General features: G+C 73.6%; 19 protein-coding genes. 11 read left to right on the top strand and 8 right to left on the bottom strand.

All coding sequences use genetic code 11. The annotated features are described in order from the left end of the window. Positions 1 to 152 precede the first annotated feature (152 nt). Genes ABEB06_RS19880 through ABEB06_RS19900 form a run of 5 tightly spaced genes read left to right on the top strand, consistent with a single transcriptional unit; the run spans position 153 to position 5,805 of the window. Positions 153 to 1,289 carry a rhodanese-like domain-containing protein gene (locus ABEB06_RS19880; protein WP_345698209.1) on the top strand — a complete coding sequence of 379 codons (1,137 nt, stop codon included), beginning with the start codon at positions 153 to 155 and terminating at the stop codon, positions 1,287 to 1,289. A 45-nt stretch (positions 1,290 to 1,334) separates the two neighbouring features. Beyond that, the gene (locus ABEB06_RS19885; RefSeq protein ID WP_345698210.1) at positions 1,335 to 1,973 is read left to right on the top strand and encodes a DUF5819 family protein; all 639 of its coding nucleotides are present in this window, start codon (positions 1,335 to 1,337) and stop codon (positions 1,971 to 1,973) included. Beyond that, positions 1,970 to 2,995 carry an HTTM domain-containing protein gene (locus ABEB06_RS19890; protein ID WP_345698211.1) on the top strand — a complete coding sequence of 342 codons (1,026 nt, stop codon included), beginning with the start codon at positions 1,970 to 1,972 and terminating at the stop codon, positions 2,993 to 2,995. Before ABEB06_RS19885 ends, ABEB06_RS19890 begins: the two co-directional genes overlap by 4 nt. A gap of 9 nt (positions 2,996 to 3,004) precedes the next feature. Continuing rightward, entirely contained in the window at positions 3,005 to 5,146 is a 2,142-nt protein-coding gene (locus tag ABEB06_RS19895; protein WP_345698212.1) for an FUSC family protein, read from the top strand. Beyond that, positions 5,143 to 5,805, top strand: a complete 663-nt coding sequence (locus tag ABEB06_RS19900) for a TrmH family RNA methyltransferase (RefSeq protein WP_345698213.1) — start codon at positions 5,143 to 5,145, stop codon at positions 5,803 to 5,805. The genes ABEB06_RS19895 and ABEB06_RS19900 overlap by 4 nt, the downstream gene beginning before the upstream one ends. A gap of 25 nt (positions 5,806 to 5,830) precedes the next feature. Here the strand turns inward: ABEB06_RS19900 and ABEB06_RS19905 are convergent, their stop codons facing one another. The 5 genes from ABEB06_RS19905 to ABEB06_RS19925 all read right to left on the bottom strand — a co-directional run bounded on the left by ABEB06_RS19905 (position 5,831) and on the right by ABEB06_RS19925 (position 12,133). Next, positions 5,831 to 7,123 carry a peptidoglycan-binding protein gene (locus ABEB06_RS19905; RefSeq protein ID WP_345701914.1) on the bottom strand — a complete coding sequence of 431 codons (1,293 nt, stop codon included), beginning with the start codon at positions 7,121 to 7,123 and terminating at the stop codon, positions 5,831 to 5,833. 79 nt (positions 7,124 to 7,202) lie between these two features. Next, complete coding sequence (locus ABEB06_RS19910; protein ID WP_345698214.1) at positions 7,203 to 8,114, bottom strand: pyridoxamine 5'-phosphate oxidase family protein; 912 nt, start codon at positions 8,112 to 8,114, stop codon at positions 7,203 to 7,205. Between the two features lie 30 nt (positions 8,115 to 8,144). Next, the gene (locus ABEB06_RS19915) at positions 8,145 to 8,594 is read right to left on the bottom strand and encodes a VOC family protein (RefSeq protein WP_345698215.1); all 450 of its coding nucleotides are present in this window, start codon (positions 8,592 to 8,594) and stop codon (positions 8,145 to 8,147) included. 98 nt (positions 8,595 to 8,692) lie between these two features. After that, positions 8,693 to 9,730, bottom strand: a complete 1,038-nt coding sequence (locus tag ABEB06_RS19920; protein WP_345698216.1) for a hypothetical protein — start codon at positions 9,728 to 9,730, stop codon at positions 8,693 to 8,695. Positions 9,731 to 9,970: 240 nt separating this feature from the next. Beyond that, positions 9,971 to 12,133 (bottom strand): protease pro-enzyme activation domain-containing protein, encoded by a 2,163-nt coding sequence (locus ABEB06_RS19925; RefSeq protein WP_345698217.1) that lies wholly within the window; start codon positions 12,131 to 12,133, stop codon positions 9,971 to 9,973. 178 nt (positions 12,134 to 12,311) lie between these two features. Between ABEB06_RS19925 and ABEB06_RS19930 the strand changes: the two genes are divergently transcribed. Continuing rightward, positions 12,312 to 12,857: a CGNR zinc finger domain-containing protein gene (locus tag ABEB06_RS19930; RefSeq protein ID WP_345698218.1), complete on the top strand. Its 546-nt coding sequence runs from the start codon at positions 12,312 to 12,314 to the stop codon at positions 12,855 to 12,857. A 3-nt stretch (positions 12,858 to 12,860) separates the two neighbouring features. Here ABEB06_RS19930 and ABEB06_RS19935 read toward each other — a convergent pair whose 3' ends face one another. Then, a complete protein-coding gene (locus ABEB06_RS19935; RefSeq protein ID WP_345698219.1) occupies positions 12,861 to 14,342 on the bottom strand; it encodes an FAD-dependent monooxygenase in 1,482 nt (493 codons plus the stop codon). Between the two features lie 91 nt (positions 14,343 to 14,433). Between ABEB06_RS19935 and ABEB06_RS19940 the strand changes: the two genes are divergently transcribed. Then, the gene (locus ABEB06_RS19940; RefSeq protein ID WP_425559658.1) at positions 14,434 to 15,690 is read left to right on the top strand and encodes a bifunctional glycosyltransferase family 2/GtrA family protein; all 1,257 of its coding nucleotides are present in this window, start codon (positions 14,434 to 14,436) and stop codon (positions 15,688 to 15,690) included. A gap of 85 nt (positions 15,691 to 15,775) precedes the next feature. On the opposite strand, the gene paaN is transcribed toward ABEB06_RS19940, so the two are convergent. Next, positions 15,776 to 17,476: a phenylacetic acid degradation protein PaaN gene (gene paaN / locus ABEB06_RS19945; protein WP_345698220.1), complete on the bottom strand. Its 1,701-nt coding sequence runs from the start codon at positions 17,474 to 17,476 to the stop codon at positions 15,776 to 15,778. Positions 17,477 to 17,648: 172 nt separating this feature from the next. On the opposite strand from paaN, the gene ABEB06_RS19950 reads away from it, so the two are divergent. Next, positions 17,649 to 18,236: a WXG100-like domain-containing protein gene (locus tag ABEB06_RS19950; protein WP_345698221.1), complete on the top strand. Its 588-nt coding sequence runs from the start codon at positions 17,649 to 17,651 to the stop codon at positions 18,234 to 18,236. After that, the gene (locus ABEB06_RS19955; RefSeq protein WP_345698222.1) at positions 18,233 to 18,355 is read left to right on the top strand and encodes a hypothetical protein; all 123 of its coding nucleotides are present in this window, start codon (positions 18,233 to 18,235) and stop codon (positions 18,353 to 18,355) included. The genes ABEB06_RS19950 and ABEB06_RS19955 overlap by 4 nt, the downstream gene beginning before the upstream one ends. 345 nt (positions 18,356 to 18,700) lie before the next feature. On the opposite strand, the gene ABEB06_RS19960 is transcribed toward ABEB06_RS19955, so the two are convergent. Continuing rightward, a complete protein-coding gene (locus ABEB06_RS19960; RefSeq protein WP_345698223.1) occupies positions 18,701 to 19,954 on the bottom strand; it encodes a hypothetical protein in 1,254 nt (417 codons plus the stop codon). Positions 19,955 to 20,074: 120 nt separating this feature from the next. Between ABEB06_RS19960 and ABEB06_RS19965 the strand changes: the two genes are divergently transcribed. After that, positions 20,075 to 21,040, top strand: coding sequence for a glycosyltransferase family 2 protein (locus ABEB06_RS19965; RefSeq protein WP_345698224.1), 966 nt, complete (start codon positions 20,075 to 20,077; stop codon positions 21,038 to 21,040). A 37-nt stretch (positions 21,041 to 21,077) separates the two neighbouring features. Then, positions 21,078 to 21,668 carry a TetR/AcrR family transcriptional regulator gene (locus tag ABEB06_RS19970; protein WP_345698225.1) on the top strand — a complete coding sequence of 197 codons (591 nt, stop codon included), beginning with the start codon at positions 21,078 to 21,080 and terminating at the stop codon, positions 21,666 to 21,668. Positions 21,669 to 21,729 lie beyond the last annotated feature (61 nt).

The raw sequence follows: 21,729 nt of genomic DNA on the forward strand, positions 1-21,729 counted from the left end.
CAGCGAAGCACGGACGGGGGCGCATTCGACAGCGAATCGGGGAGATTCGTGAGTATCAGTTGCGTGTCACCCTCCGTGCGCCCCCGGACGCCCCGGGTTCACCCCGGCGGAGGCGGGTGTCGCCTTGCGGGGCCGCGGGTAGGGTGGCGCGGGTGAGTGCACAGAGCCCCGCGGTCCGCTTCGACCCGGAGCGGCAGCAGTTGGAGGAACAGGTCGCCGCGGCCGAGCTGGCCTGGCTGACCCTGGACGTCGACGTGGCCACCCTGCGGGTGGAGATCGACAACTTCGCGCTGCTCCACCACCAGCTGCTCGGCCCGCTCTACGCGCGCCTCGACGAGCTGGACGCCCTGGTCGCCGAGGCGCGGGCGGCGCTCAGCGGCGACCCGGAGGACCTGCGGCTGGCCGCCGAGGCCCGGGCCCGGGTCGAGCCGCCGATCGAGCCGGAGCTGCGCGAGGCCGAACCGGACGCCCGCCGGGTCCGCCCGGACCGCGACGCCCAGCGGGTCTACCGCGAGCTGGCCCGCCGCGCCCACCCCGACCTGACCACCGACGAGGGCGAGCGGGAGCGCCGCTCGGCGTTCATCGCCCGCGCCAACGAGGCGTACGCGGTGGGCGACACCGCCGCCCTGGAGCAGCTCGCCCAGGAGTGGTCCACCTCCCCCGACTCCGCGCCCGCCGAGGACGCCGCCGAGCGCCCGGACTGGCTGCGCCGCCGCCTGGAGTGGCTGACCGGCCGGATCGGCGCGCTCGCCACCGAGCAGGTCCGTCTGGAGATGACCCCGATGGGCGAGCTGCTGCTGCTCGACCGGCAGCGTCCCGAGCTGCTGCTGGAGGAGCTCGCCGAGCGGCTGCTGGCCACCGCCGCCGAGCGGCAGGCCGTGCTGGTCGGGCTGCTGCCCGAGGGCCCGGCCCCGGCGAGCCACAATGGGGGGACAGACCCCAAGGACCAGGAGAGTCACCAGGTGTTCGCTCAGCTGCCCACCATCGCCGCCGCCTCGGTGCCCGCCGACGCCCCCCTGCTGGACGTCCGCGAGCAGGACGAGTGGGACGCCGGGCACGTCGACGGCGCGCTGCACATCCCGATCGGCGAGCTGATCGCCCGGATCGAGGAGCTGCCGGAGGAGAAGCTGTACGTGATGTGCCGGGTCGGCGGGCGCTCCGCGCAGGTGGTGCAGTACCTCGTCGCGCAGGGCCGCGAGGCGGTCAACATCGACGGCGGCATGTACGCGTGGGAGGCCGCCGGCCGCCCGATGGTCAGCGCCTCCGGCGGGACCGCGTTCGTCCTCTGATCGTCCGCTCCCCACCCTGTCGCACCCGGGGGCGGGTGCGGCAGGATGGCCGCCGTGCGTGTCTGGTCGGTGCCCGCTCGGGCCGTGCTCTCGGTCGCGGCCCTCGCCCTGGCCGCCGGCACGCTGGCGTTCCTGGCCGCCCTGTTCCTGCACGTGGCACCGGCCAACTCGGTCTCGCGGGCGTACGCGGCCGAGGTCGACGCGGTGGTCTACCCCGAGTTCGAGCAGAACTGGAAGCTGTTCGCCCCCGACCCGCTGCAGCAGAACATCACGCTGGACGCCCGGGTGCAGACCATCGCCGAGGACGGCCGGATCTCCACCCGCGACTGGTTCGGGCTGACCGCGCGCGACTTCGCCGCCGTCCGGCACAACCCGGCGCCCAGCCACGTCGACCAGAACCTGCTGCGCCGGGCTTTCGACTTCTACCGGTCGACCCACTCCGAGCAGGACGGCGCGCCCGCCGGCCCGCAGGGCAGGCTCGCCGAGCAGTACCTGAAGCGGATCGCCCTGCAGCGCACCGGACCCTCCTCCGACGGCGAGCGGATCCTGCAGATCCAGTTCCGGGTCTCCACCGCCACCGTCGCCCCGCCGCCGTGGAGCGAGGAGCAGGTCGACACCGCCGCGCACACCCGCGAGCTGCCCTGGTGGCCGGTGGACGAGGCGGACCTGCGGGGGCTGCGGTGAGACTCGACGCGCTGCTCGCCGCCCTCACCCGCCCGCACGGCCGCCACCAGCTGGCCGCGGTGCGGATCGGCACCGCCCTCGCCTGGGGCGGCTATCTGCTCCGCGAGTGGCCGAACCGGCGGGTGCTGTACGGCGACCGCTCGCCCTGGTCGGCGGAGCTCTCCCACCGGCTGCTGGCCGACAGCCACGCGTTCACCGCGCTGGCCTGGTCCGACGGACGGCTGTGGTTCGAGGCGGTCTACCACCTGGCGATCGTGGCGGCGGCGCTGCTGCTGGTCGGCTGGCGGACCCGGGCGACGAGCGTGCTGTTCGCGGTGACCGTGCTGTCGCTGCAGAACCGCAACGTGCTGGTCGGCGACGGCGGCGACAACGTGGTGCACCTGCTGGCGATCTACCTGGTGCTCACCCGCTGCGGACTGGTCTGGTCGCTGGACGCCCGACGCGCCCGCAGGCGCGCCGAGCCGGAGTCGGAGCCGGGGGCCGAGCCGCGGCCGGAGCCGGAGTGGCGGGCCGTCCGGGACGGCCTGGTCTCGATGCTGCACAACTGCGGGCTGCTGGTGATCGCCGCACAGGTGGTGCTGATCTACGCCACCGCCGGCTGGTACAAGGTGCAGGGCACCCGCTGGCAGGACGGCACCGCCGTGCACTACCCGCTGCACCTGGGCTACTTCTCGCCCTGGCCGGCGCTGTCCGGGCTGGTCTCGGCGAGCCTGCTGCTCACCTTCGCGCTGTCGTACGGCACGGTGGCCGTCCAGGTCGCCTTCCCCTTCACGCTGGCGAACCGGCGGCTGAAGAACGCGCTGCTGCTGCTGATGCTCGGCGAGCACGCCGCGATCGCGGTCGTCCTCGGGCTGCCGTTCTTCTCGCTGGCGATGGCCGCGGCGGACGCGGTGTTCCTGCCGACCGCCTGGCTGCTGGGGATCGGGGCCGTGCTCGGGCGGCTGCCGGTGCAGCTGCCGGGGCGCCGACCGGGGCGGGAGGTCGGGCTCCGGGTGCCCGACCCGGAGCCGATCAGCAGCTAAGCTCCCGTTATGTCCTGGTTTGCAGCGCTTCGTGACACCGCGAAGGCCGGGCTGACCCTGGACCGCTCCCTCACCAACCCGATGCGCGCCCTGCGCGGCGCCGTCGCCGCCGGGCTGGTCGTGCTGCCGACCCTCGCGGTCCTCGGCCCCTCGCAGGCCACCTCCGCCGCGATGGGCGCCTTCATCGCCGGCACCGCGACCTTCCAGCGCAGCTTCCGCCCGCGCGCCTCGCTGGCGGTCGCCGCCGGCATCGGCCTCGGCATGTCCACCTTCCTCGGCTACCTGGCGGTCGGCGTCCCCGTCGCCTTCGTCGCGCTGCTCGCCCTCTGGGCGTTCGGCGCGGGCATGGCCTGGGCGGTCGGACCCACCGCCGGGGTGGTCGCCGCCACCACCCTCGCCGTGATGCTGGTCGTCGTCGAGCTGCCCGTCTCGGTCACCGGGGCGCTCGGCCACGGGCTGCTCTGCGCGCTCGGCGGCGCCGTCCAGGCCCTGGTCGTCCTCGCCTGGCCGATCGACAGCTGGCGGGCCCAGCGCGACGCCCTCGCCGACACCTACGCCGCCCTTGCCGACTACGCCCGCCGGCTGCGCCAGGACCCGACCGCGCACGTCGACCCGGAACCCTTCGTGGTCGCCCGGCAGGCCGCCGCACTGACGCCCTGGCAGGAACGGCGCCGACCGCCCGAACTGAGGGGCCTGCGCACCATCGCCGAACGGATCCGCCCCACCCTGGCCGCCCTCGCCGACCCCAAGGTCGGCGCCCCCGCCGAGGGCCCCGAACGCGACCGGGCCCGGCACATCCTGGCTGGCGCCGCCCAGGTGCTGGACGGACTCGCCCGCGCCATCCGCAGCGGCGACCCCTTCACCATGCCCGAGGACAGCGCGAGCCTCGCCCTGGCCCGCCCCGCCACCGACGGACCCGGCCTGCGCGGCGCCGCCCGGCGCTCCGCCCGCCGACTGGTCGGCCTGCTCGGCAAGGCCGCCGACCGGCTCGACCGGGAGGACCGCTCCGCCGTCACCCCCGCCGCCCCGGCCGGCACCGGCCTGCGCCGCCCGCCGCTGTTCCGGGTGGTGCCCAGCGCGCTGCGCACCGTCCGCCGCCAGTTCCAGCCCCGCTCGGCGGTCTTCCAGCACGCCCTGCGGCTGTCCGGGGTGGCCGTCTTCGCCTACCTCGCCGCCCGGATCTCCGGCATCCACCACGGGTACTGGGCGCCGATGACCGCCGCGATGGTGATGCGCCCCGACTTCGCCCAGACCTACAGCCGGGGCGTCGCCCGGCTGGCCGGCACCACCGCCGGCGTCCTGATCGCCACCGGCGTGGTGCAGCTCTTCCACCCGGGCCCCTGGGTGCTCGCCGTCCTCGCCGTGCTCTGCATGGGCGGCGCCTACCTGACCCTGCGCACCGGATACGCCCTGATGACCGTCTGCGTCTCCTCGTACGTGGTGTTCCTGCTCGGCCTGCAGCCCGGCGACCCGGTGCGGACCGCGCTGGAACGGGTCGTCATGACGCTGCTCGGCGGCGCCCTCGCGCTCGGCGCGTACGCGCTCTTCCCCACCTGGCAGACCTCCCGGCTGCCCGAGCGGCTCGCCGAGTGGCTGGCCGCCGCCGGACGGTACTCCGCCGCGGTGCTCGCCGCCTTCGGCGACCCCGCCGGGCCGAGCCCGGACCTGGTGCGGGCCGCGCTGCTGGACTCCCGGGAGGCCCGCAGCGAGATGCTGGCCGCCCTCGACCGGGCCGAGGTCGAACCGGTCCACCGCACCGGCACCGAGCTGACCCGCAAGCAGATCGAACGGGCCCGGACCGCGGTCGGCCTGCTCGGCCGCTCCACCGTGCTGATGGAGGCCCACCTGCCCGGCCCGGACAGCGAGCCGGTGCCGGGCGCGGCGGGCTTCGCCGACGACGTCCGGGACGCCACCGCGGTCGCCGCCGCCGCCGTGCTGCTCGGCCAGGGCGTCGACTTCACCCAGCTGCGCGCCGAGCACGCCCGCTGGGACGCCGAGCTCGCCGCCCGGCCCGCCGACGACCGGATCGAGGTGGCCCGGGCCGGCGCCAAGCTGGTGATGCACGCGCTGGCCGAGCTGGAGAAGGCCGTCCGCCCGCGGGCCACCGCCGCCCCGGCCGACCCGGCCGGGGCCGTACCCTCGAGGGCGTGAACCAGACGGGTGAGCCCCACCAGGGGGAGCAGTACGACGACGGCTTCGCCGCCGAGGACCGCGAGATCGGAGTCGGCCCGCATCCCGAGCCGTGGCCCACCGGGCCCCGGTGGGACCCGGAGCTGCTGGCCGGCGGCGACCGGCGCAACGTCGTCGACGGCTACCGCTACTGGACCCGCGAGGCGATCGTCGCCGACCTCGACACCCGCCGGCACGGCTTCCACGTCGCGGTCGAGAACTGGCAGCACGACTTCAACATCGGCTCGGTGGTGCGCACCGCCAACGCCTTCCTCGCCGAGCAGGTGCACATCGTCGGCCGGCGCCGCTGGAACCGGCGCGGGGCCATGGTCACCGACCGGTACCAGCACGTGCGGCACCACGACTCGGTCGCCACGCTGGCCGCCTTCGCGGCCGAGCGGGACCTGCCGGTCATCGGGATCGACAACCTGCCGGGCGCGGTGCCGATCGAGACCTTCGAGCTGCCGGAGCGCTGCGTGCTGCTCTTCGGCCAGGAGGGGCCGGGCCTGACCGAGGAGGCGTGGGCGCACTCCGCGGCGGTCTGCTCGATCGCCCAGTTCGGCTCCACCCGGTCCATCAACGCCGGTGCGGCGGCCGCCATCGCCATGCACGCCTGGATCAGGGCGCACGCGAAGGTCTGACCGCCGCCGCTCCCGCCGCCGCGGCTCAGCCGAACAGCAGCTTCCAGGTGTCGGGGCCCGGGTAGCCGTCCGCCTCGGCGCCGCTCCAGCCCTGCGCCCGCTGGAAGGCCTCGACGTTGCGCCGGTCCGCCTCGCCCCAGTCCGGGCTCGGACCCTCGGTGTAGTAGCGGCCGTAGCCCTTCCGGACCAGCTGCTCGCCGAGGAGCCGGACGAAGTCGTTGACCTGGCCGGGCCGGAACCGGTCGGCGCCGGGGAAGCCGGCCGGTGCGGGCGGCGCGGGCGGCGCGGGCGGCGTGGTGGTCGACGGGGCCGGCGGGGAGGTGCCGGCGGCGGCGGGCGGGATGTCCTTGCCCCGGTGGTTCACCAGGTAGTCCCAGGTGTCCTTGCCCGGGATGCCGTCCGCCTCGGCGCCGCGCCACCCCTGGGCCAGCTGGAACGCCTCGGTGGCCCGGCGGTCCGCCTCGCCCCAGTCCGGGCTCGGCCCCTCCCTGTAGAACCGGCCGCCGCCGCGCTGGACCAGCATCTCGCCCAGCCGGGTGACGTACGGGTTGACCTTGCCGGGCCCGAACTTGTCGGTGCCGGGGAAGGCGTCCGGCACCGGCATCGGCTGCGACAGCCCCCGGTAGCGGTAGGGCAGGTAGCTGCCGGAGTTGCTCCAGTACGCGTACGGGGTGGAGCGCTTGGTGGTGGCCGGGCGGGTCTGCTCCAGCGCGACGTACCGGGTGCGCGAGGAGTCCGTCCAGCCGCCGAACAGGACCACGTGCGAACCCGACTCCGGGTTGGCCGGGTTGTTGTAGATCAGCGCGTCGCCGGGCTGCAGGTCGTCCTTGGATATCCGGTCGGCGAAGTTCGGCAGGGTCCAGGTGGTCTGGCTGGAGCCCAGGTTCCACGCCATCGAGACGAAGCCCGAGCAGTCCTGGCGGTAGCCGTCCGACCAGTAGCGGCTCATCGAGTACGGCACCTGCTGGTCGACCCAGCGCTGCGCCCGCTGCATGATCTCGGCGCGCGTGGTGGCCGGCTGGGCGGCCCGCAGCCGCGGGGCGGTGGTGGATTCGCCGTGCAGGCCGCTCACCCCGCCCTGCGGCGTGTCGGGTATCGGGGTGCCGGAATTCGGCTGCGGGGCGGGGGCGGCCGTGGCACCGCCGGCACCGCCCAGCACGCTGCCGACCGCGGCCACCAGGACGGCTGCGCGGCGGGCGCCGCGTGCCGAGCGGTGGCCGCCGTCCTCGATCCGCGCGGCGTGCAGCCGGGCGCGGCGGCGCGACGCGCAGCCGCCGCAGACGCAGTCCGCGTCCGGCTCGACGTCCGTGAACTCCATCAGCACGGGGGCCTGCCTTTCCTTCGGGGAATGGCACAACCGTGTACGGCGGAGTGACGCCGTACCACCCGATAGGGCGTCAAACAGGGCGAATCGGGTGACGTGGCCGGGCGACCGGTGGATTGACCGGCGAGAACTCGGGGGCCGACCAGGTCAGGGCGGTGGCGTGGGCGAGCTCCACCACCCGGTCGACGGCGTAGTCGACGGCCGGGGCCCCCGGGTCGCTCCAGTCGACGGTGGCGCGGCCGGTCAGCAGGAGGGATCCGCCGGTCTCCCAGTCGGGGAGGAGGAGGCCGGCGGACGGGCCGAGCTCCAGGTTGCCGAGCGTGTTGTACATCGCGTTGCCGGCGTACTCGGGCCAGCGCAGCCGGTCGGGGCCGAGGACCCGGACGAAGCCGGGGTTCCCGCCGCGGTGCGAGGCGTCGACGCGGCCGTCCGGGCCGGCGGAGGCGACGAAGAAGGTGTCGGCGGTGGAGACGGCGAGCTGCTGGCCGGTGGAGAGCCGGTCGGTGGCGGTGGCGGTGGCGCCGCCCGGGTGGGCGGGGGAGGGCGCGGGGGTGCGGCGCTGGATGTACTTGGGGCAGTTGGCGTACACCTGGGCCGCGGCGACGGTGAAGCCCTCGGCGGTGGGGGCGGCCCGGCCGTTGAGGCGCATCCGGCGGCGGTTCGCCGGGTCGAGGGCGATGGTGCCGACCTCGGCGGGGGAGGCCAGCGCCTCGGCGAGCGGGTCCCCGGGCGCCGGGCGGGCGGCGACGGTCAGCGTGGACGCGTCGGCGGCCCGCAGGAAGCCCGGCTCACCGGTCAGCGCGGTCGCCCAGAGCCGGCCCTCGCGGTCGGCGGCGCCCACCACCAGCATCCTGCGCTCGGTCAGGAAGCGGGCGGCGACGGCGGGGATGGTGGAGCCGATCGAGCGGCCCACGTGGTCCGCCCGGTCGGCGACCCCGGCGCGGGCCTGGGCGGCGCGCTCGCCGGGGTGGAAGGTGCTGGGCATGCGGGCCTCCGGGGTGGGGGAGCCGAGGGTCTAGAAGAAGCCGCAGGTGGGGGCCGCCCCGGCGGGAGCCTCGGCCTGCTCCAGGCCCTCGGGGGTGAAGATCTCCAGGCGGATGCCGTCGGGGTCGTGGAAGAAGATCCCGCCGGAGCTCGCGCCCTCGCGGTGGGGGACGAGGCCGTCGTGGGCGAAGACGGCGCCGAGCTCCTTGAGGACGGCCTCGGCGGCCCGGACGTCCTCCACCGAGTCGGCCCGGAAGGAGAGGTGGTGCAGGCCGGGGCGGTCGGCGGCGTGGGCGCCGGCCGACTGCTGCCAGAGGGTGAGGACGGGGGCGCCGTCGCGGCCGAGGAAGGCGAAGGGGCGCTCGGCGTCGTGGCTCTCGGCGACCACGTCGAGGCCGAGGACCCGGCGGTAGAAGGCCGTTGAGCGGGCCAGGTCGGTGACGTTCAGGCCGACGTGGCCGGTCTGCAGGGTGCTGGGCATGTCTGTTCCCCTCGATCATCTAACCGTTACTGAAGAGAGTAAGGGTTAGATGATCGAGAGGTCAACCGGTATGGAGTTCTGAAGGGGTTAGAGGGTGGTCACTCCCACTGCCAGCGGATGCCGACCTGGCCCGGCTGCTGGTCGGTGACCAGGACGTGGGCGCTGGCGGAGGCGCCGATCCAGAGCTGCTGGCGGCTGCGGTCGGTCTCCTCCGCGGGGGACCGGTCGAAGCGCTCGCACTGCACCGGCACCGCCGACGGGTCGAAGTGCACCTGGAGCACGTACTCGCGGACCGGCACGGCGAAGAACCGGCCGTAGTCGGTGGTCTCGCCGCTGTCGGGGATCTGCACCTCGTACTCGAAGACGGTGGAGTCGCCGAGGGCCAGCGGCCGGTCCAGCAGGAGTTCGGCGACCAGCAGGCCGCTCTCGGGGCGACGGCGGACCCGGCCGAGGCGGGCGTGCCGGACGGAGGTGATCTCGGGACAGACGGTGACGCCCTCGTCCGCCTTGTGGACGACGACGTGGCGGGTGACCTCCGCCACGGTGGCGCGCACGACCTGGCGCATCCGGAGCAGGTGGCCGCGGCGGCCGGCGTCGACGAAGTACGAGTCGTGGATCGACAGCCGCTCCAGCTCGCCGCTGGCGGGGGCGTCGAGCTCGGCGAAGACCTCGGCGATCTCCTGCTCGCCCGGCCAGACCTGCTCGACCCGCAGGCCGTCCGGCGTGCCGGTCTGGGCGACCCAGCGGCCGCGCGGGCGCGGCGGGCCGAGCAGCGCGGTGAGCGTGGTGTGGCGCAGGCCCAGCAGCTCCTCGAGGAGGTGCACGGCCCGCAGCGAGGTGGCGCGCTCGGGCTGGCTGCGGCCGCGGCGCCAGTAACTGAGCGTGGTGATGGAGACCCTGACACCCTGTTTCGCCAGGGCGGAGCGGATCCGGTCCAGACTGAGACCGCTCGCCTCGATGGCGGCGTTCAGCACTTCGGCGAAGCCCGCACCGGTGACGGGGCCGGGAGCCGGCCCGGCCACGGCAGGCACCGGGACGGCACCGACCGCCGCGGCGGCCGGAGCCTCGTCGGGTCCGGAGTCGCGCTGGCCGACCAGTCGGAGCCGGCCGGCGTGCTGTGGTTGCTGTGAGCCCATGCGACACCTTCCCCACGAGGCGAGATCGGGGCGGGTTCGCCCCCGGCGCCACTTTGCGCCGGAGGGAGTGCCACCGAGCTGTGGGAACCCTAATCAGGGTCGAGAGGCTACGTCATCAACCCGGACATATGACAGTGGTCACGACAAAGAAATCGCAGATCAGCCCAGGTTGAAACATTCTCGCAACAATGGACGCCGGCGCGGCCACCGAGGGCCGCACCGGCGTCACCTGAGTCCACGTCAGGAAACGTTGACCGCAGCGTCGTCGATCACGAAGCTGGTCTGCAGCGAGGAGTCCTCGGTGCCGGTGAACTTCAGGGTCACGCTCTGTCCGGCGAAGGCCGACAGGTCGAAGGACTTCTGGACCCAGCCGGTGGCCGCGTTGGCGTTGGAGACGGTGGCCAGGGTGGTGGTGCCGGCCTGGACGGTCAGCTTGTCGTACGCGGTGGTGCCGGTCTCGGCGGTGTCCACGTGCAGCCAGAAGCTGAAGGTGGCCCGGCAGCCCGCCGGGATCGAGACGGTCTGCGAGACGGTGTCGGTGTGGGCGGAGCCGTAGCCGTCCATCCAGGCCTTCCAGGAGCCCGTGTGGGCGGCCTCGGAGGTGCTGTTGTCGACCACGCCGCCGGAGGTGGTCCACGGGGCGGCGGTGCCGGTCTCGAAGCCGCCGTTGCCGATCAGCTGGGCGGCGGTGCAGGTGCCGGTGGGCGGCGGGGTGGTGCCGCCGAGCAGGGCGGTGGTCAGCGCGTCGGCGACCGGGGTGCCCCAGCCGGTGACCTGGTCGTAGCCGGCCCTGGTCGAGAAGTCCTGGTTGGCGCCGCTGGTCACGTCGTGGAAGGCCGAGCCGTACGAGGCGGAGTTGGCCAGCGCGTAGAGCTTCGGGTTGGCCTCGCCGAGCACCGGCTGGGCGGACGCCTTGGCCTTCTGGTTGAACAGCGCGGCGTAGCCGGACCAGAGCGGGGCAGCCGCCGAGGTGCCGCCGTAGACCTGCCAGCCCGCGCTGGTCGAGCCCTGGGTGTAGATCGCGAAGCCGCTCGCCGGGTCGGCGTTGGAGGAGACGTCCGGGACGGTGCGCATGGTGCCGCTCACCCCGGTGCCGGTCTGCCAGGAGGGCTTGGCGAACTGGGTGGAGACGCCGCCGCCCGCGGTGGACCAGGCGGACTCGGAGGAGTAGGCGGTGCCGGAGACCTTGAGGTTGGTGCCGCCGACACCGGTGTTGTACGGGCTGGAGGCCGGGAAGTCGACCGCCTTGACGGTGGAGCCGCTGGTGGAGCGGGTGCAGTCGCGGGAGCCGTCGTCGCCGGAGGCGGAGAAGACGGATATGCCCTGGGCGGCGGCCTGCTTGAAGGAGTTGTTCACCGCCGTCATCGAGGAGGCGGTGGTGTCCGGCTCGCAGGAGCCCCAGGAGATCGAGATCACCGAGACCCGGTTGTCGGCGACGATCTTGGCGGCCATGTCGATCTCGCCCTGGTCGCTGTTGGGGGCCTCGTAGACCAGCTGGGTGGCCTTGGGGGCGACGCCGCGGACGATCTCGGAGTCCAGCTCCACCTCGCCCTGGCCCTCGCCGGGCTTGGAGTCGTAGTTCGCGCCGTCCACCGACACCGTGGAGACCGCCGGGCCCGAGAGGCCGAACTGGGTGTCGTAGGTGGAGAGGTTGGCGCTCTTGTAGCCGTCGAACTCCCAGAGCGCCACGGTGGTGCCGGTGCCGTCGGTGCCGACCTTGTTCAGGTTGTAGGCGCCGTCGTACTGCGCCGGGCCGAAGCCGCCGGGGGTGGCGGCGAGCGCGGCGCCCGCAGGCTTGGCCAGCCGGGTGGTGCGCACGGTGTGGTCGTTCAGGCCGGAGACGCCCTCGACCACGCCCGCCAGCGCGGCCGGCACCGAGGCGGCGGCGTCGTTGGCGAAGAAGGTCCGCCCGCCCTGCTGCGGGTCGCTGTAGGTCGACTCGTGGGTGCCGAAGGCCTGCGCGACCTTCGCCGCGGAGCCGGTGGCGTTGATCACCTGGCGGTTGGCGCTGACCGAGGTGACCTTCAGGCCCTGGGAGGCCAGGAAGGCACTGACCCGGTCCACGTCGCCCTGGGTGGCGCCGAACCGGGCGCCGAACTGCTCGGGCGTCAGGTAGTGGCCGTACTCGGCGGTGCCGGGGGTGGCCACCGCCTGCAGGAAGCGGTCCAGCTCCGCGGTGTCGCGCAGCTTGAGGCTGACCGCGACGCCGATCTGACGGTCGGTGGGCAGGTCGCCCTTCTTCTGCGAGCGGGCGACCGCGGGGGTGACGGTCTGCGGCAGGGCCACCCGGGCGGTGGCGTTGGGGGTCGGGACCGAGGCCTGGGCGCTGCCGGCGCCGAGGGTCACCGCGGTCAGCGGCAGGACGGCAAGCGCCGAGGCAAGGACGAGCGAGCGGGGTCGCACGGGGCTCCTCCGGAAGGTGTGGGGCGTCCGGTTTCGAAAACGCTTGCCAGAATCTCCCAGAGAACTCTCAGGAATAGGCCCATGCCTGGGCAATTACTCAGCCAATAACAGTCAAGTGTGGAATGTGAATTCAAAACACTGAATATCGGCCGCACGGAACAGAGTTACACTCGACCGCATGACCGACCCCCGTGACCCGCGCCCGCTGATCGGTGAGCCCCTGGCGCTCGATCTGCTGAACACGCGCTGGCGCGGCACCCCCGTCAACGACCTGCTCACCGACGTCGAGGGCTACCGGATCTGGCTGTCCTCCAACGGCCTGGCCGAGCGCTGCCCGGCCGACCGGGCCGGCCTGGAGGCGGTGCTGACCGCCCGGGAGGCCTTGGCGCAGCTGGTCGAGGCCGCCGAGCAGCAGCGTCCGGCACCGCTCGACGGGCTGAACGCGGTGCTCGCCCACGGGCGCACGGTCCACCGGCTCACCGAGGCCGGGCCGCGCCGCGAGGTCGAGGTCGACCGGCCGTTGTGGCTGGCCGCCTGGCTCGCCGCCGACGACTACCTGGACCTGCTCGACCAGGGCGCCCACCGCATCAAGGCGTGCGCCCATCCGACCTGCATCCTGCATTTCCTCGACACCTCGCAGAACGGCCGCCGGCGCTGGTGCTCGATGGCCGTCTGCGGAAACCGGGCGAAAGCGGCCCGGCACTACCAGAAAATCACCGGATAGCGGTCAGTCCGCCGGCCGCCCCAGCCACTGGCCCAGCGCCGTGCGCAGCTCGCCGCGGGTCGGGTCCACCCCGGCCCAGGCCGCGTACCCGTCCGGCCGGACCAGCAGCACGGTGTCGCGCAGCTTGCCGTGCGGGTCGGCCGGCGCGGCCGTCACCACCCGGTCCGCCCAGGAGTCCGCCACCGACAGCTCGTCGTTGCTGATCAGCACCGCTTTGCCGGCCCGCAGCGCCTCGTACAGCCGGGACGGGTCGCCCGGCGCGTCCACCGCCAGACGCAGGTCGGGCAGCCGGCGGCCGACCAGCGGGTGCGAACCCTTCTGCGCCGGGTAGGAGATGCCGATCCCCGAGACCTGCTTGGCACCCAGCGCGGCGACCGGGCCGAGGTGCTCGGCGACCGTGGAGACCGCCGAACGCAGCGCCCGCGCCGGGGTGTTCTGCGCCAGCGCCACCCGCACCAGCGCGCCGGAGCTGCGCAGCACCGCCCTGCCGACCGGGTGACGCTCCGTCTGGTAGGTGTCCAACAGGGCGTCGGGCGCCCAGCCCCGGACCGCCGCGGCCAGCTTCCAGCCCAGGTTGGCGGCGTCCTGCAGGCCCGTGTTCATGCCCTGGCCGCCCGCCGGGGAGTGGCAGTGCGCGGCGTCGCCCGCCAGGAACACCCGGCCCGAGCGGTACGTCGGCACCTGCCGCTCGTCGCTGTGGAAGCGCGAGGTCCAACGGGCGTCCCGCAGACCGAAGTCCTCGCCGAACACGGTCCGGGCGAGCTCCGCCAGCTCGACCATGTCGACCGGATCGGAGTCCGGGCGCTGCCGCTCCCGGTCCCAGGCGATCACCCGGTACCAGCCGTCGCCGAACGGCGCCATGAAGGCGAACCCCGCCTCGGTCGCGCCGACCGTGACCGCCTCGTCCGGCTCCCGGTCGACGCGGACGTCCGCCAGCATCACCGAGTTGACCACCGACTCGCCCGGGAACGGGATGCCCAGCAGGTCCCGGACCGAGCTGTGCACCCCGTCGGCGCCGACCGCGTACCGGGCCCGGTGGACGACCGTCGAACCGCCCTCGCGGACCGTCAGCGACACCCCCTCGGCGTCCTGCCGCAGACCGGTCACCTCGGCACCCCGCACCAGCACCGCCCCGGCCTTCAACGCCCGCTCCTGGAGCAGCCGTTCGGTGTTGGACTGCGGAGTGATCAGGACGAACGGGAAACGGGTCGGCAGGTTGCCCAGCTCGATCCGCAGCCGGCCGAACAGGCGCAGCGACCCCAACGGCCGCCCGGTGGCGATCAGCTCGTCCGCCAGCCCGCGCGCGTCCAACTGCTCCAGGGTGCGGGCGTGCACCGCGAACGCCCGGGTCAGGTTGGACTCCGCCGCGCGCTTCTCCAGCACCGTCACCCGCAGCCCGGCCGTCGCCAGGTCGCCGGCCAGCAGCAGACCGGTCGGTCCGGCCCCCACGACCAGGACGTCGGCGGTGAGCTCCATCTCGGACATCGTCGTCTCCCGTTGCTCGGAGTGCGGGTTCTCAGCGCGCTCTCAGACTGCCATCATGGCTGCCCCATCCGGGGCTGTGAACCTCCTTCCCATGACACAGCCCGCAATGCGGGGCGCGACCGCGATCGCCCCCCTGACAACCGACGACACCGCGGTGCGTACGCGGCTGGTCGAGGTGGTCGTCCCGGTCCACAACGAGGAGCACACCGTCGAGCGCTGCGTGCGCCGACTGCACGCGTACCTCGGCGAGACCTTCCCGTACGACTACCGGATCACCATCGCCGACAACGCCTCCGTGGACGGCACCTGGCAGGTCGCCACCGCGCTCGCCGAGGAGATCCCGCAGGTCGGCGCCGTCCACCTGGACCTCAAGGGCCGCGGCCGGGCGCTGCGCCAGGTCTGGGGCGACAGCGACGCGGACGTGGTCGCCTACATGGACGTCGACCTGTCCACCGGACTGGAGGCCTTCCTGCCGCTGGTCGCCCCGCTGCTCTCCGGCCACAGCGACCTGGCCATCGGCAGCCGGCTGCACCGCGGCTCGGCCGTGGTGCGCGGCCCCAAGCGCGAGTTCATCTCCCGCACCTACAACTTCCTGCTGCGGGCCACCATGGCCGCCAAGTTCTCCGACGCCCAGTGCGGCTTCAAGGCCGGACGCACCGACGTGGTCCGCCGACTGCTCGCAGAGGTCGAGGACAACGCCTGGTTCTTCGACACCGAGCTGCTCCTCCTCGCCGAACGCTCCGGCCTGCGCATCCACGAGGTGCCGGTCGACTGGGTCGACGACCCGGACAGCCGGGTCGACATCGTCCGCACCGCGCTCGACGACCTCAAGGGCATGGCCCGGGTCGCCCGCCGCTCGCTCGCCGGCACCGCCCGCGTCGAGGTGCCCGTGGGGGTCCCCCCGGCCGGAGGCTGGGGGAGGGTCGAGCAGGCCCGGCTGCCGCCCGGCCTCGGCTGGCAGCTCGCCAGCTTCGCGGTGATCGGGACGCTCTCCACCCTGGCGTACGTGCTCCTCTACCTGGGCCTGCGCCAGGTCGTGCCGGCGCTGCTCGCCAACGCCTTCGCGCTCGGCGTCACCGCGGTCTTCAACACCGCCGCCAACCGGCGCTTCACCTTCGGCGTCACCGGGCCGCGCGACGCGCTCAAGCACCAGGTGGAGGGCGGGATCGCCTTCGTCATCGGGCTGGTGCTCAGCAGCGGCGCGATCGCCCTGCTGCACGCCGTGCGGCCCGACGCCGGGCGCGCGGTGGAGCTGGCCGCGCTGATCGGCGCCAACGCGCTGGCCACCCTGGTGCGCTTCCTGCTGCTGCGGGTCTGGGTGTTCAACCCGCGGCGGGCCCGGAGATAGGCCCCGTCCCCTCCTCCGCACGGACTCCGGTGGCCCGCTCCCCGCCCCCTCCGGGAGCGGGCCACCGGTCCTACGGGCGTCCGCGTCAGACGTGGCGGCGGATCTCCACCGTGCGGAAGCGGTTCGCGACGAACGCGCCGTCGCAGTAGGCCGAGTTGGCCGCCGGGTTGGCGCCGGTGCCGTGCAGGTCGGAGAAGGCGGCCGTCTGGTTGACGAACACCCCGCCGGTCAGGTTCAGCGACAGCGACACGCCCGCGTCCAGGCAGGCCGCGACCATCGCCGCCTCCACCGCGTCGTCCACGGTGTAGCCGCCCGCCGTCATCGCACCCTGCTCGCTCACCGTCCGGCGCAGCAGCTCCACGGCGGCCTCGGTGGACTCCACCGCCACCGCGAACGCCACCGGGCCGAAGCACTCGCCGAGGAACGCCGTCCGGTCGTCCGGCTTGTCCGCGTCCACCTTCACCAGCGCGGGCGTGCGGATCGTCGCCGCCGGGAACTCCGGCGACTCCACCACCCGCGGCGCCAGCGCCAGCTCGCCGAACTCGCCGCCCGCCGCGGCCACGCTGCGCTGCAGCACACCCGGGTTGACCACGGCGCCCAGGATCTGCGCCGCCCGGGCGTCGTCGCCCAGCAGCCCCGAGATCGCGCCGGCCAGGTCGGCGACCACCTCGTCGTACGACTTGGAGCCCTCGTCGGTCCGGATGCCGGTGCGCGGGACCAGCAGGTTCTGCGGGGTGGTGCACATCTGGCCGCTGTACAGGCTCAGCGCGAACGCCAGGTTGTTCAGCATGCCGCGGTAGTTGTCGGTGGAGTCGATCACCACCGTGTTCACACCGGCCTTCTCGGTGTACACCTGGGCCTGGCGGGCGTTGTCCTCCAGCCAGTCGCCGAACCCGGTCGAACCGGTGTAGTCGATCAGCTTCACCTCCGGGCGGACCGCGAGGGTCGCCGCGACCGTGCCGCCCTCGTGCTCGGCCGCCAGGCAGACCAGGTTCGGGTCGAAGCCCGCCTCGGCCAGCACCTCACGGGCGATCCGCACCGTCAGCGCCAGCGGGAGCACCGCCCGCGGGTGCGGCTTCACCAGCACGCCGTTGCCGGTCGCCAGCGAGGCGAACAGGCCCGGGTAGCCGTTCCAGGTCGGGAAGGTGTTGCAGCCGATCAGCAGCGCCGTGCCGCGCGGCACCACGGTGAACTCCTTCACCATGGACAGCGGGTCGCGCTTGCCCTGCGGCTTCGTCCAGCCCGCGCTCTGCGGCAGCCTGGTCTGCTCGCGGAACGCGTACGCCACCGCCTCCAGGCCGCGGTCCTGCGCGTGCGGGCCGCCCGCCTGGAACGCCATGCCGTACGCCTGGCCGGTGGTGTGCATCACCGCGTGCGCGAACTCGTGCGAGCGGGCGTTGATCCGGCCCAGGATCTCCAGGCAGACCGCCGCGCGGGCCGCCGGCCCGGCCGCCGCCCACGCCGGGCGGGCCGCCTCCAGCGCGGCGAACAGCGCGTCCGTCTCCGCGTGCGGGTAGCTCACCCCCAGCTCGATGCCGAACGGCGACGCCTCCCCGGCGACCAGGTCGCCGTCGCCCGGCTGGCCCTCGATCGGGAAGACCTGGCCCAGCAGCGCCTCGAACGCCGCCTTGCCGTCCGCGGGGCCGGTCTCGCCGTACGCCTTCGCGATCTCCGGGTACGGCGACCAGTAGTCGCGGCTGTCGATCGCGGCCAGCGCGCGATCGAGGGTCTCCTGATGGCGGTCGATCAGTACGGCGACCGACGGGGTGGGGGTCGCAGCAGCCATGGTGCGCTCCTCATAGGGGCGGCGGACGGTTCCGCTCCTCAGCGTAACCGAACGATCGGTCGGGGCGAAGACCCCGCCCGGTGATCGTCCGCGCGGCTCTGCAACGATCTGACCTCAGCCCGCGTCCGTACGGGCGACGGGGAGTGGCGGGGATCTCGGGGGAGGTCTGGATTTGTCGATCGAACTTCCGGACGAACTGGTCTGGGTGATGAACCTCATCGGGCTCAACTGGCCCGACGTGGACGAGGACGAACTGCGCGAATGGGCCTCCCACGTAAGGGAGTTCGCTGCCGGACTGCAGGACGCGCAGGACGGCACACACGGCATGGTGCAGGGCCTCGGCGGGGCTTACCAGGGCGCCTCCTACGAGGCCCTGGTCGAACGCTGGGGGCGTGCCTCCACGGAGCACATGACGGTGCTCCTGGACTGCTGCGAAGTGCTGGCCGCCGGCCTGGAGGTCGCCGCCGTCGGCATCGTCGCCGCCAAGGGCGCGGTGATCGCCGAGCTGGTCGCCATGGTCGCCGAGTTCGCCGCCGAACAGGCCGCCGCGGTCGCCACCCTCGGCCTCGCCGAGGCCGCCAACGTCCTCATCATCGAGGCCGGGAAGCGGGTGGTGAACGCCATCCTCGACCAGATCGAGCAGGAGATCATCGGCCGGCTGGTCTCGCTGGCGATCGAACCCTTCCAGGAAGAGATCTCCCGGGCCGTCTCCGGCCTGGTCTTCGAAGGCGTCGAGGCGGCACTCGGAAGAGCGGCATGAGCGGTGGATTCCAGGCGGACCCGAACGGGCTCGACGAGGCGGCCAGGAAGGCGCACGAGCACGCGGACCGGGTCGACGAACGCGCCCGGAACCTCGGGTCCCGCACCCGGGAGCGATAGATCACCCGGAAGAACATCGACGATGCCGAGGAGTCGATCCGCAAGCAGCTCAAGCGGGACCACCGGGCCCGCGAGGCCGGGGTCGAAGTCAAGGTCGGCGAACAGGTGCTCGGCGAGCACGGCCTGCGCGAGCAGTACCACAAGCGGATCGGCACCCGCGTCAACGGCCTGCGCAAGCAGGGCCACGGACCCCAGCGCCACCTCGACCCCAGTGACGACATGCTCAAGGCTTCGACGCGATGCCGATCGCGCCGAACTGAGCACCCCGACGGGGGACGAGGAGCGGCTGCGACAGTTCCGGTCGCGGCCGTTCGGCCCGTCCGGGACGAGGGACACCGGTGCCCGTTACGGGATGCCGAGCTCGAAGAGGACGTAGCCGGCGTACCAGCCGGAGGCTGCGGCGGTGAGGCCGAGGACGACGGCGAGGGAGGGGAGGGAGAGGCGCTTGAGGGCGACGGCGATCGGGACGAAGAGGGGGAAGCAGGGGAGCAGGTAGCGGGAGGTGTTGCCGAAGATCTGCTGGCTGCCGAGCACCAGGACGACGGTGACCAGGGTGTAGACGAGCAGGAAGACCGGCGGGCGCAGCCGGACCAGCAGGAAGATCAGCACCGGCAGCGAGAAGACCAGCAGCACGCCGATCAGGTCCTCGGTGGGGTAGCCGAAGACGTAGTCGTGGTGGCCGAGCAGGACGCCGCGCAGCACCTTGCCGGTGTGGGCGCCCCAGTCGAAGAAGTGCAGCCAGCCACCGCGCTGGAGCTCGAAGTAGGAGGTCCAGCTGCCCATCCGCCAGCTGGCCCAGGCGATGTAGCCGGCCAGGCCGATCGGGGCGATCAGCACGGCGGCGACCGGGCCGACGACGCCGTCGCGGCGGCGATACAGGGCGATCAGGGCGGCCACGCCGAGGGCGGCGATCAGGGCGGCGGAGGTTGGGCGGTTGAGGCCCGCGACGAAGGCGGTGACACCGGCCGGGAGCCAGCTGCCGCACATGACGAACCAGCAGGTCCAGGCGGCGAGGGCGACGAAGAGGGAGTCCGAGTAGACCGCCCATTCGGCGCCGGAGCCGGGGAACAGGCCCCAGACGCCGGCGGCGATCACGCCGGCCCGGCGGCCGGTCAGCTTGGCGGTCACCGCGTAGATGCCGGCCGCCGCGGCGAACGAGGCGAGGACGGAGACCAGCATGCCCGCGCCGTACGGGCCGAGCCCGGTGACGGTGGAGACCAGCCGCATCAGGCCGGGGTAGAGCGGGAAGAAGGCGACCGAGTTCTGCTCGTACGCCCACGGGCCGCTGGTGAGGGGGACCAGCGCCGGGTGGTAGCCCTCGACGGCGACCCGCTGGTACCACCAGCCGTCCCAGCCGCCGAGCACGTCCCAGGTGTGGGTGCCGCCGCCGAACCGCGGGTTCTTGGTGAGGTACTCGCCGGACCAGCCGAGCAGCGCCATGAAGGCGGTGAAGCCGATCAGCTTGACGGCCCCGTACACGGCGAGGGACGGCCCGTACTCGCGCCCGCTGCGGCGGGCCCACTGCCGGAAGGTCTCGGGTGCGGGGCGCTCCGGGGGCTCCGCGTGGTCGACCGTCTCGGGGAGTGCGCCGGTGGACATCTGGTCCCCTCCTGCTCGGCGTGTCCGGGTGAGCCTACGGCACGGGTCACTGGTCTGTACCTGCCGGAGCGTCGGATCGGTAGGATCCGAGCACCGTACGACGACCCGCGGGGGCACCTGATGAGTTCAGCGGCACGCACCGGGATCACGCTCTCCGTGGTCGTCCCGATGTTCAACGAGCAGGACGCGCTGGCGGCGCTGGTCGCCCGGCTGCGTCCGGCGCTCGACGGGATCGGCGAACCGTACGAGGTGGTCGCGGTCGACGACGGCTCCACCGACAAGACCCCGGAGCTGCTGCACGACCTGCGGGCCGGCTGGCCCGAGCTGCGGATGGTCCGGCTGCGGCGCAACTGCGGGCACCAGGCGGCGCTGACCGCCGGGCTGGAGCTGGCCGTCGGCGCGTACGTGGCCAGCATCGACGCCGACCTGCAGGACCCGCCGGAGAAGGTCGCCGAGATGCTGGCGCTGGCCCGCGCCGAGCGGCTGGACATCGTGTACGGCGTCCGCGAGGACCGTTCCACCGACAGCGGCTTCAAGCGGCGCACCGCCGGCGCCTACTACTGGCTGATCCGTCGCCTGGTCGGCCGTCAGGTGCCCGCGCAGGCCGGCGACTTCCGGCTGCTCAGCCGGGAGGCGGTGGAGGCGCTGCGGGAGCTGCCCGAGCAGCACCGGGTCTACCGGCTGCTGGTGCCGTGGCTGGGCTTCCCCAGCGGTGAGGTGCGCTACGTCCGGGAGGAGCGGGTCGCCGGGCGGACCAAGTACCCGGTCGGCAAGATGGTGCGGCTCGCCCTGGACAGCGTCACCGGCTTCTCGGCCGCCCCGCTGCGGGTGGCGACCTGGCTGGGCGTGCTCTCGTTCCTGACCTGCCTGCTGCTGGTGGTCTTCAGCCTGAGCGTCTACCTGGCCGGGATGACCGTCCCCGGCTGGACCTCGCTCTTCGTCGGCGTGCTGTTCATCGGCGCGGTGCAGCTGGTCTGCGTCGGGCTGCTGGGCGAGTACGTCGCGCGGATCTACACCGCGGTCCAGCGGCGGCCCGCCTACTTCGTCGCCGAGGACACCGGGACGGACCCCACCGCCCAGCGCTGACCCGGTCTGCCGCGGGTGATCGCCGACGGGGATACTCATGACCATGGCCGAGAACACCACGCGCACCGCCTACACCGTCGAGTCCCTGCTCGCCGTCACGGTCGAGGTCTTCAACGAGCGCGGGTACGACGGCACCTCGATGGAGGACCTGTCGAAGGCCGCGGGGATCTCCAAGTCCTCCATCTACCACCACGTGCGCGGCAAGGAGGAACTGCTGCGGCTCGCGGTCGGCCGGGCCCTGGACGCGCTGTTCGCGATCCTCGACGAGGCGGAAGCGACGACCGGCGAGCCGGTGGACCGGCTGGAGCACGTGGTGCGGCGCACCACCGAGGTGCTGCTCGCGGAGCTGCCGTACGTCACCCTGCTGCTGCGGGTGCGCGGGAACACCACCACCGAGCAGTGGGCGCTGGAGCGGCGCCGGGACTTCGACCACCGGGTCGCCGAGCTGGTGCGCGACGCGGTCACCGAGGGCCAGCTGCGCGCCGACGTGGAGCCCCGGCTGGCCACCCGGCTGCTCTTCGGCATGATCAACTCGATCGTCGAGTGGTACCGCCCGGGCAGCAAGGCCCCGGACGGGGTGGCCGACGCCGTGGTGCACCTGGCCTTCGACGGCCTGCGGGCGCGCTGACGCCGGGGGCGGACCCGGGGACCGGGCGTCCTGGCGCCCTGATACCTTCCCCTCGATCCGT

This window comes from Kitasatospora terrestris (assembly GCF_039542905.1).
GTDB classification, from domain to species: domain Bacteria; phylum Actinomycetota; class Actinomycetes; order Streptomycetales; family Streptomycetaceae; genus Kitasatospora; species Kitasatospora terrestris.

Excerpts from the sequence above, each read along its gene's own strand:
- ABEB06_RS19885 (WP_345698210.1), top strand. The coding sequence starts at position 1,335 with ATGGCCGCCGTGCGTGTCTGGTCGGTGCCCGCTCGGGCCGTGCTCTCG.
- ABEB06_RS19940 (WP_425559658.1), top strand. The coding sequence starts at position 14,434 with ATGACACAGCCCGCAATGCGGGGCGCGACCGCGATCGCCCCCCTGACA.
- ABEB06_RS19935 (WP_345698219.1), bottom strand. The coding sequence starts at position 14,342 with ATGTCCGAGATGGAGCTCACCGCCGACGTCCTGGTCGTGGGGGCCGGA.
- ABEB06_RS19910 (WP_345698214.1), bottom strand. The coding sequence starts at position 8,114 with ATGCCCAGCACCTTCCACCCCGGCGAGCGCGCCGCCCAGGCCCGCGCC.
- ABEB06_RS19915 (WP_345698215.1), bottom strand. The coding sequence starts at position 8,594 with ATGCCCAGCACCCTGCAGACCGGCCACGTCGGCCTGAACGTCACCGAC.
- ABEB06_RS19970 (WP_345698225.1), top strand. The coding sequence starts at position 21,078 with ATGACCATGGCCGAGAACACCACGCGCACCGCCTACACCGTCGAGTCC.
- ABEB06_RS19930 (WP_345698218.1), top strand. The coding sequence starts at position 12,312 with ATGACCGACCCCCGTGACCCGCGCCCGCTGATCGGTGAGCCCCTGGCG.
- ABEB06_RS19960 (WP_345698223.1), bottom strand. The coding sequence starts at position 19,954 with ATGTCCACCGGCGCACTCCCCGAGACGGTCGACCACGCGGAGCCCCCG.
- ABEB06_RS19905 (WP_345701914.1), bottom strand. The coding sequence starts at position 7,123 with ATGGAGTTCACGGACGTCGAGCCGGACGCGGACTGCGTCTGCGGCGGC.
- ABEB06_RS19920 (WP_345698216.1), bottom strand. The coding sequence starts at position 9,730 with ATGGGCTCACAGCAACCACAGCACGCCGGCCGGCTCCGACTGGTCGGC.
- paaN (WP_345698220.1), bottom strand. The coding sequence starts at position 17,476 with ATGGCTGCTGCGACCCCCACCCCGTCGGTCGCCGTACTGATCGACCGC.
- ABEB06_RS19965 (WP_345698224.1), top strand. The coding sequence starts at position 20,075 with ATGAGTTCAGCGGCACGCACCGGGATCACGCTCTCCGTGGTCGTCCCG.
- ABEB06_RS19955 (WP_345698222.1), top strand. The coding sequence starts at position 18,233 with ATGAGCGGTGGATTCCAGGCGGACCCGAACGGGCTCGACGAGGCGGCC.
- ABEB06_RS19895 (WP_345698212.1), top strand. The coding sequence starts at position 3,005 with ATGTCCTGGTTTGCAGCGCTTCGTGACACCGCGAAGGCCGGGCTGACC.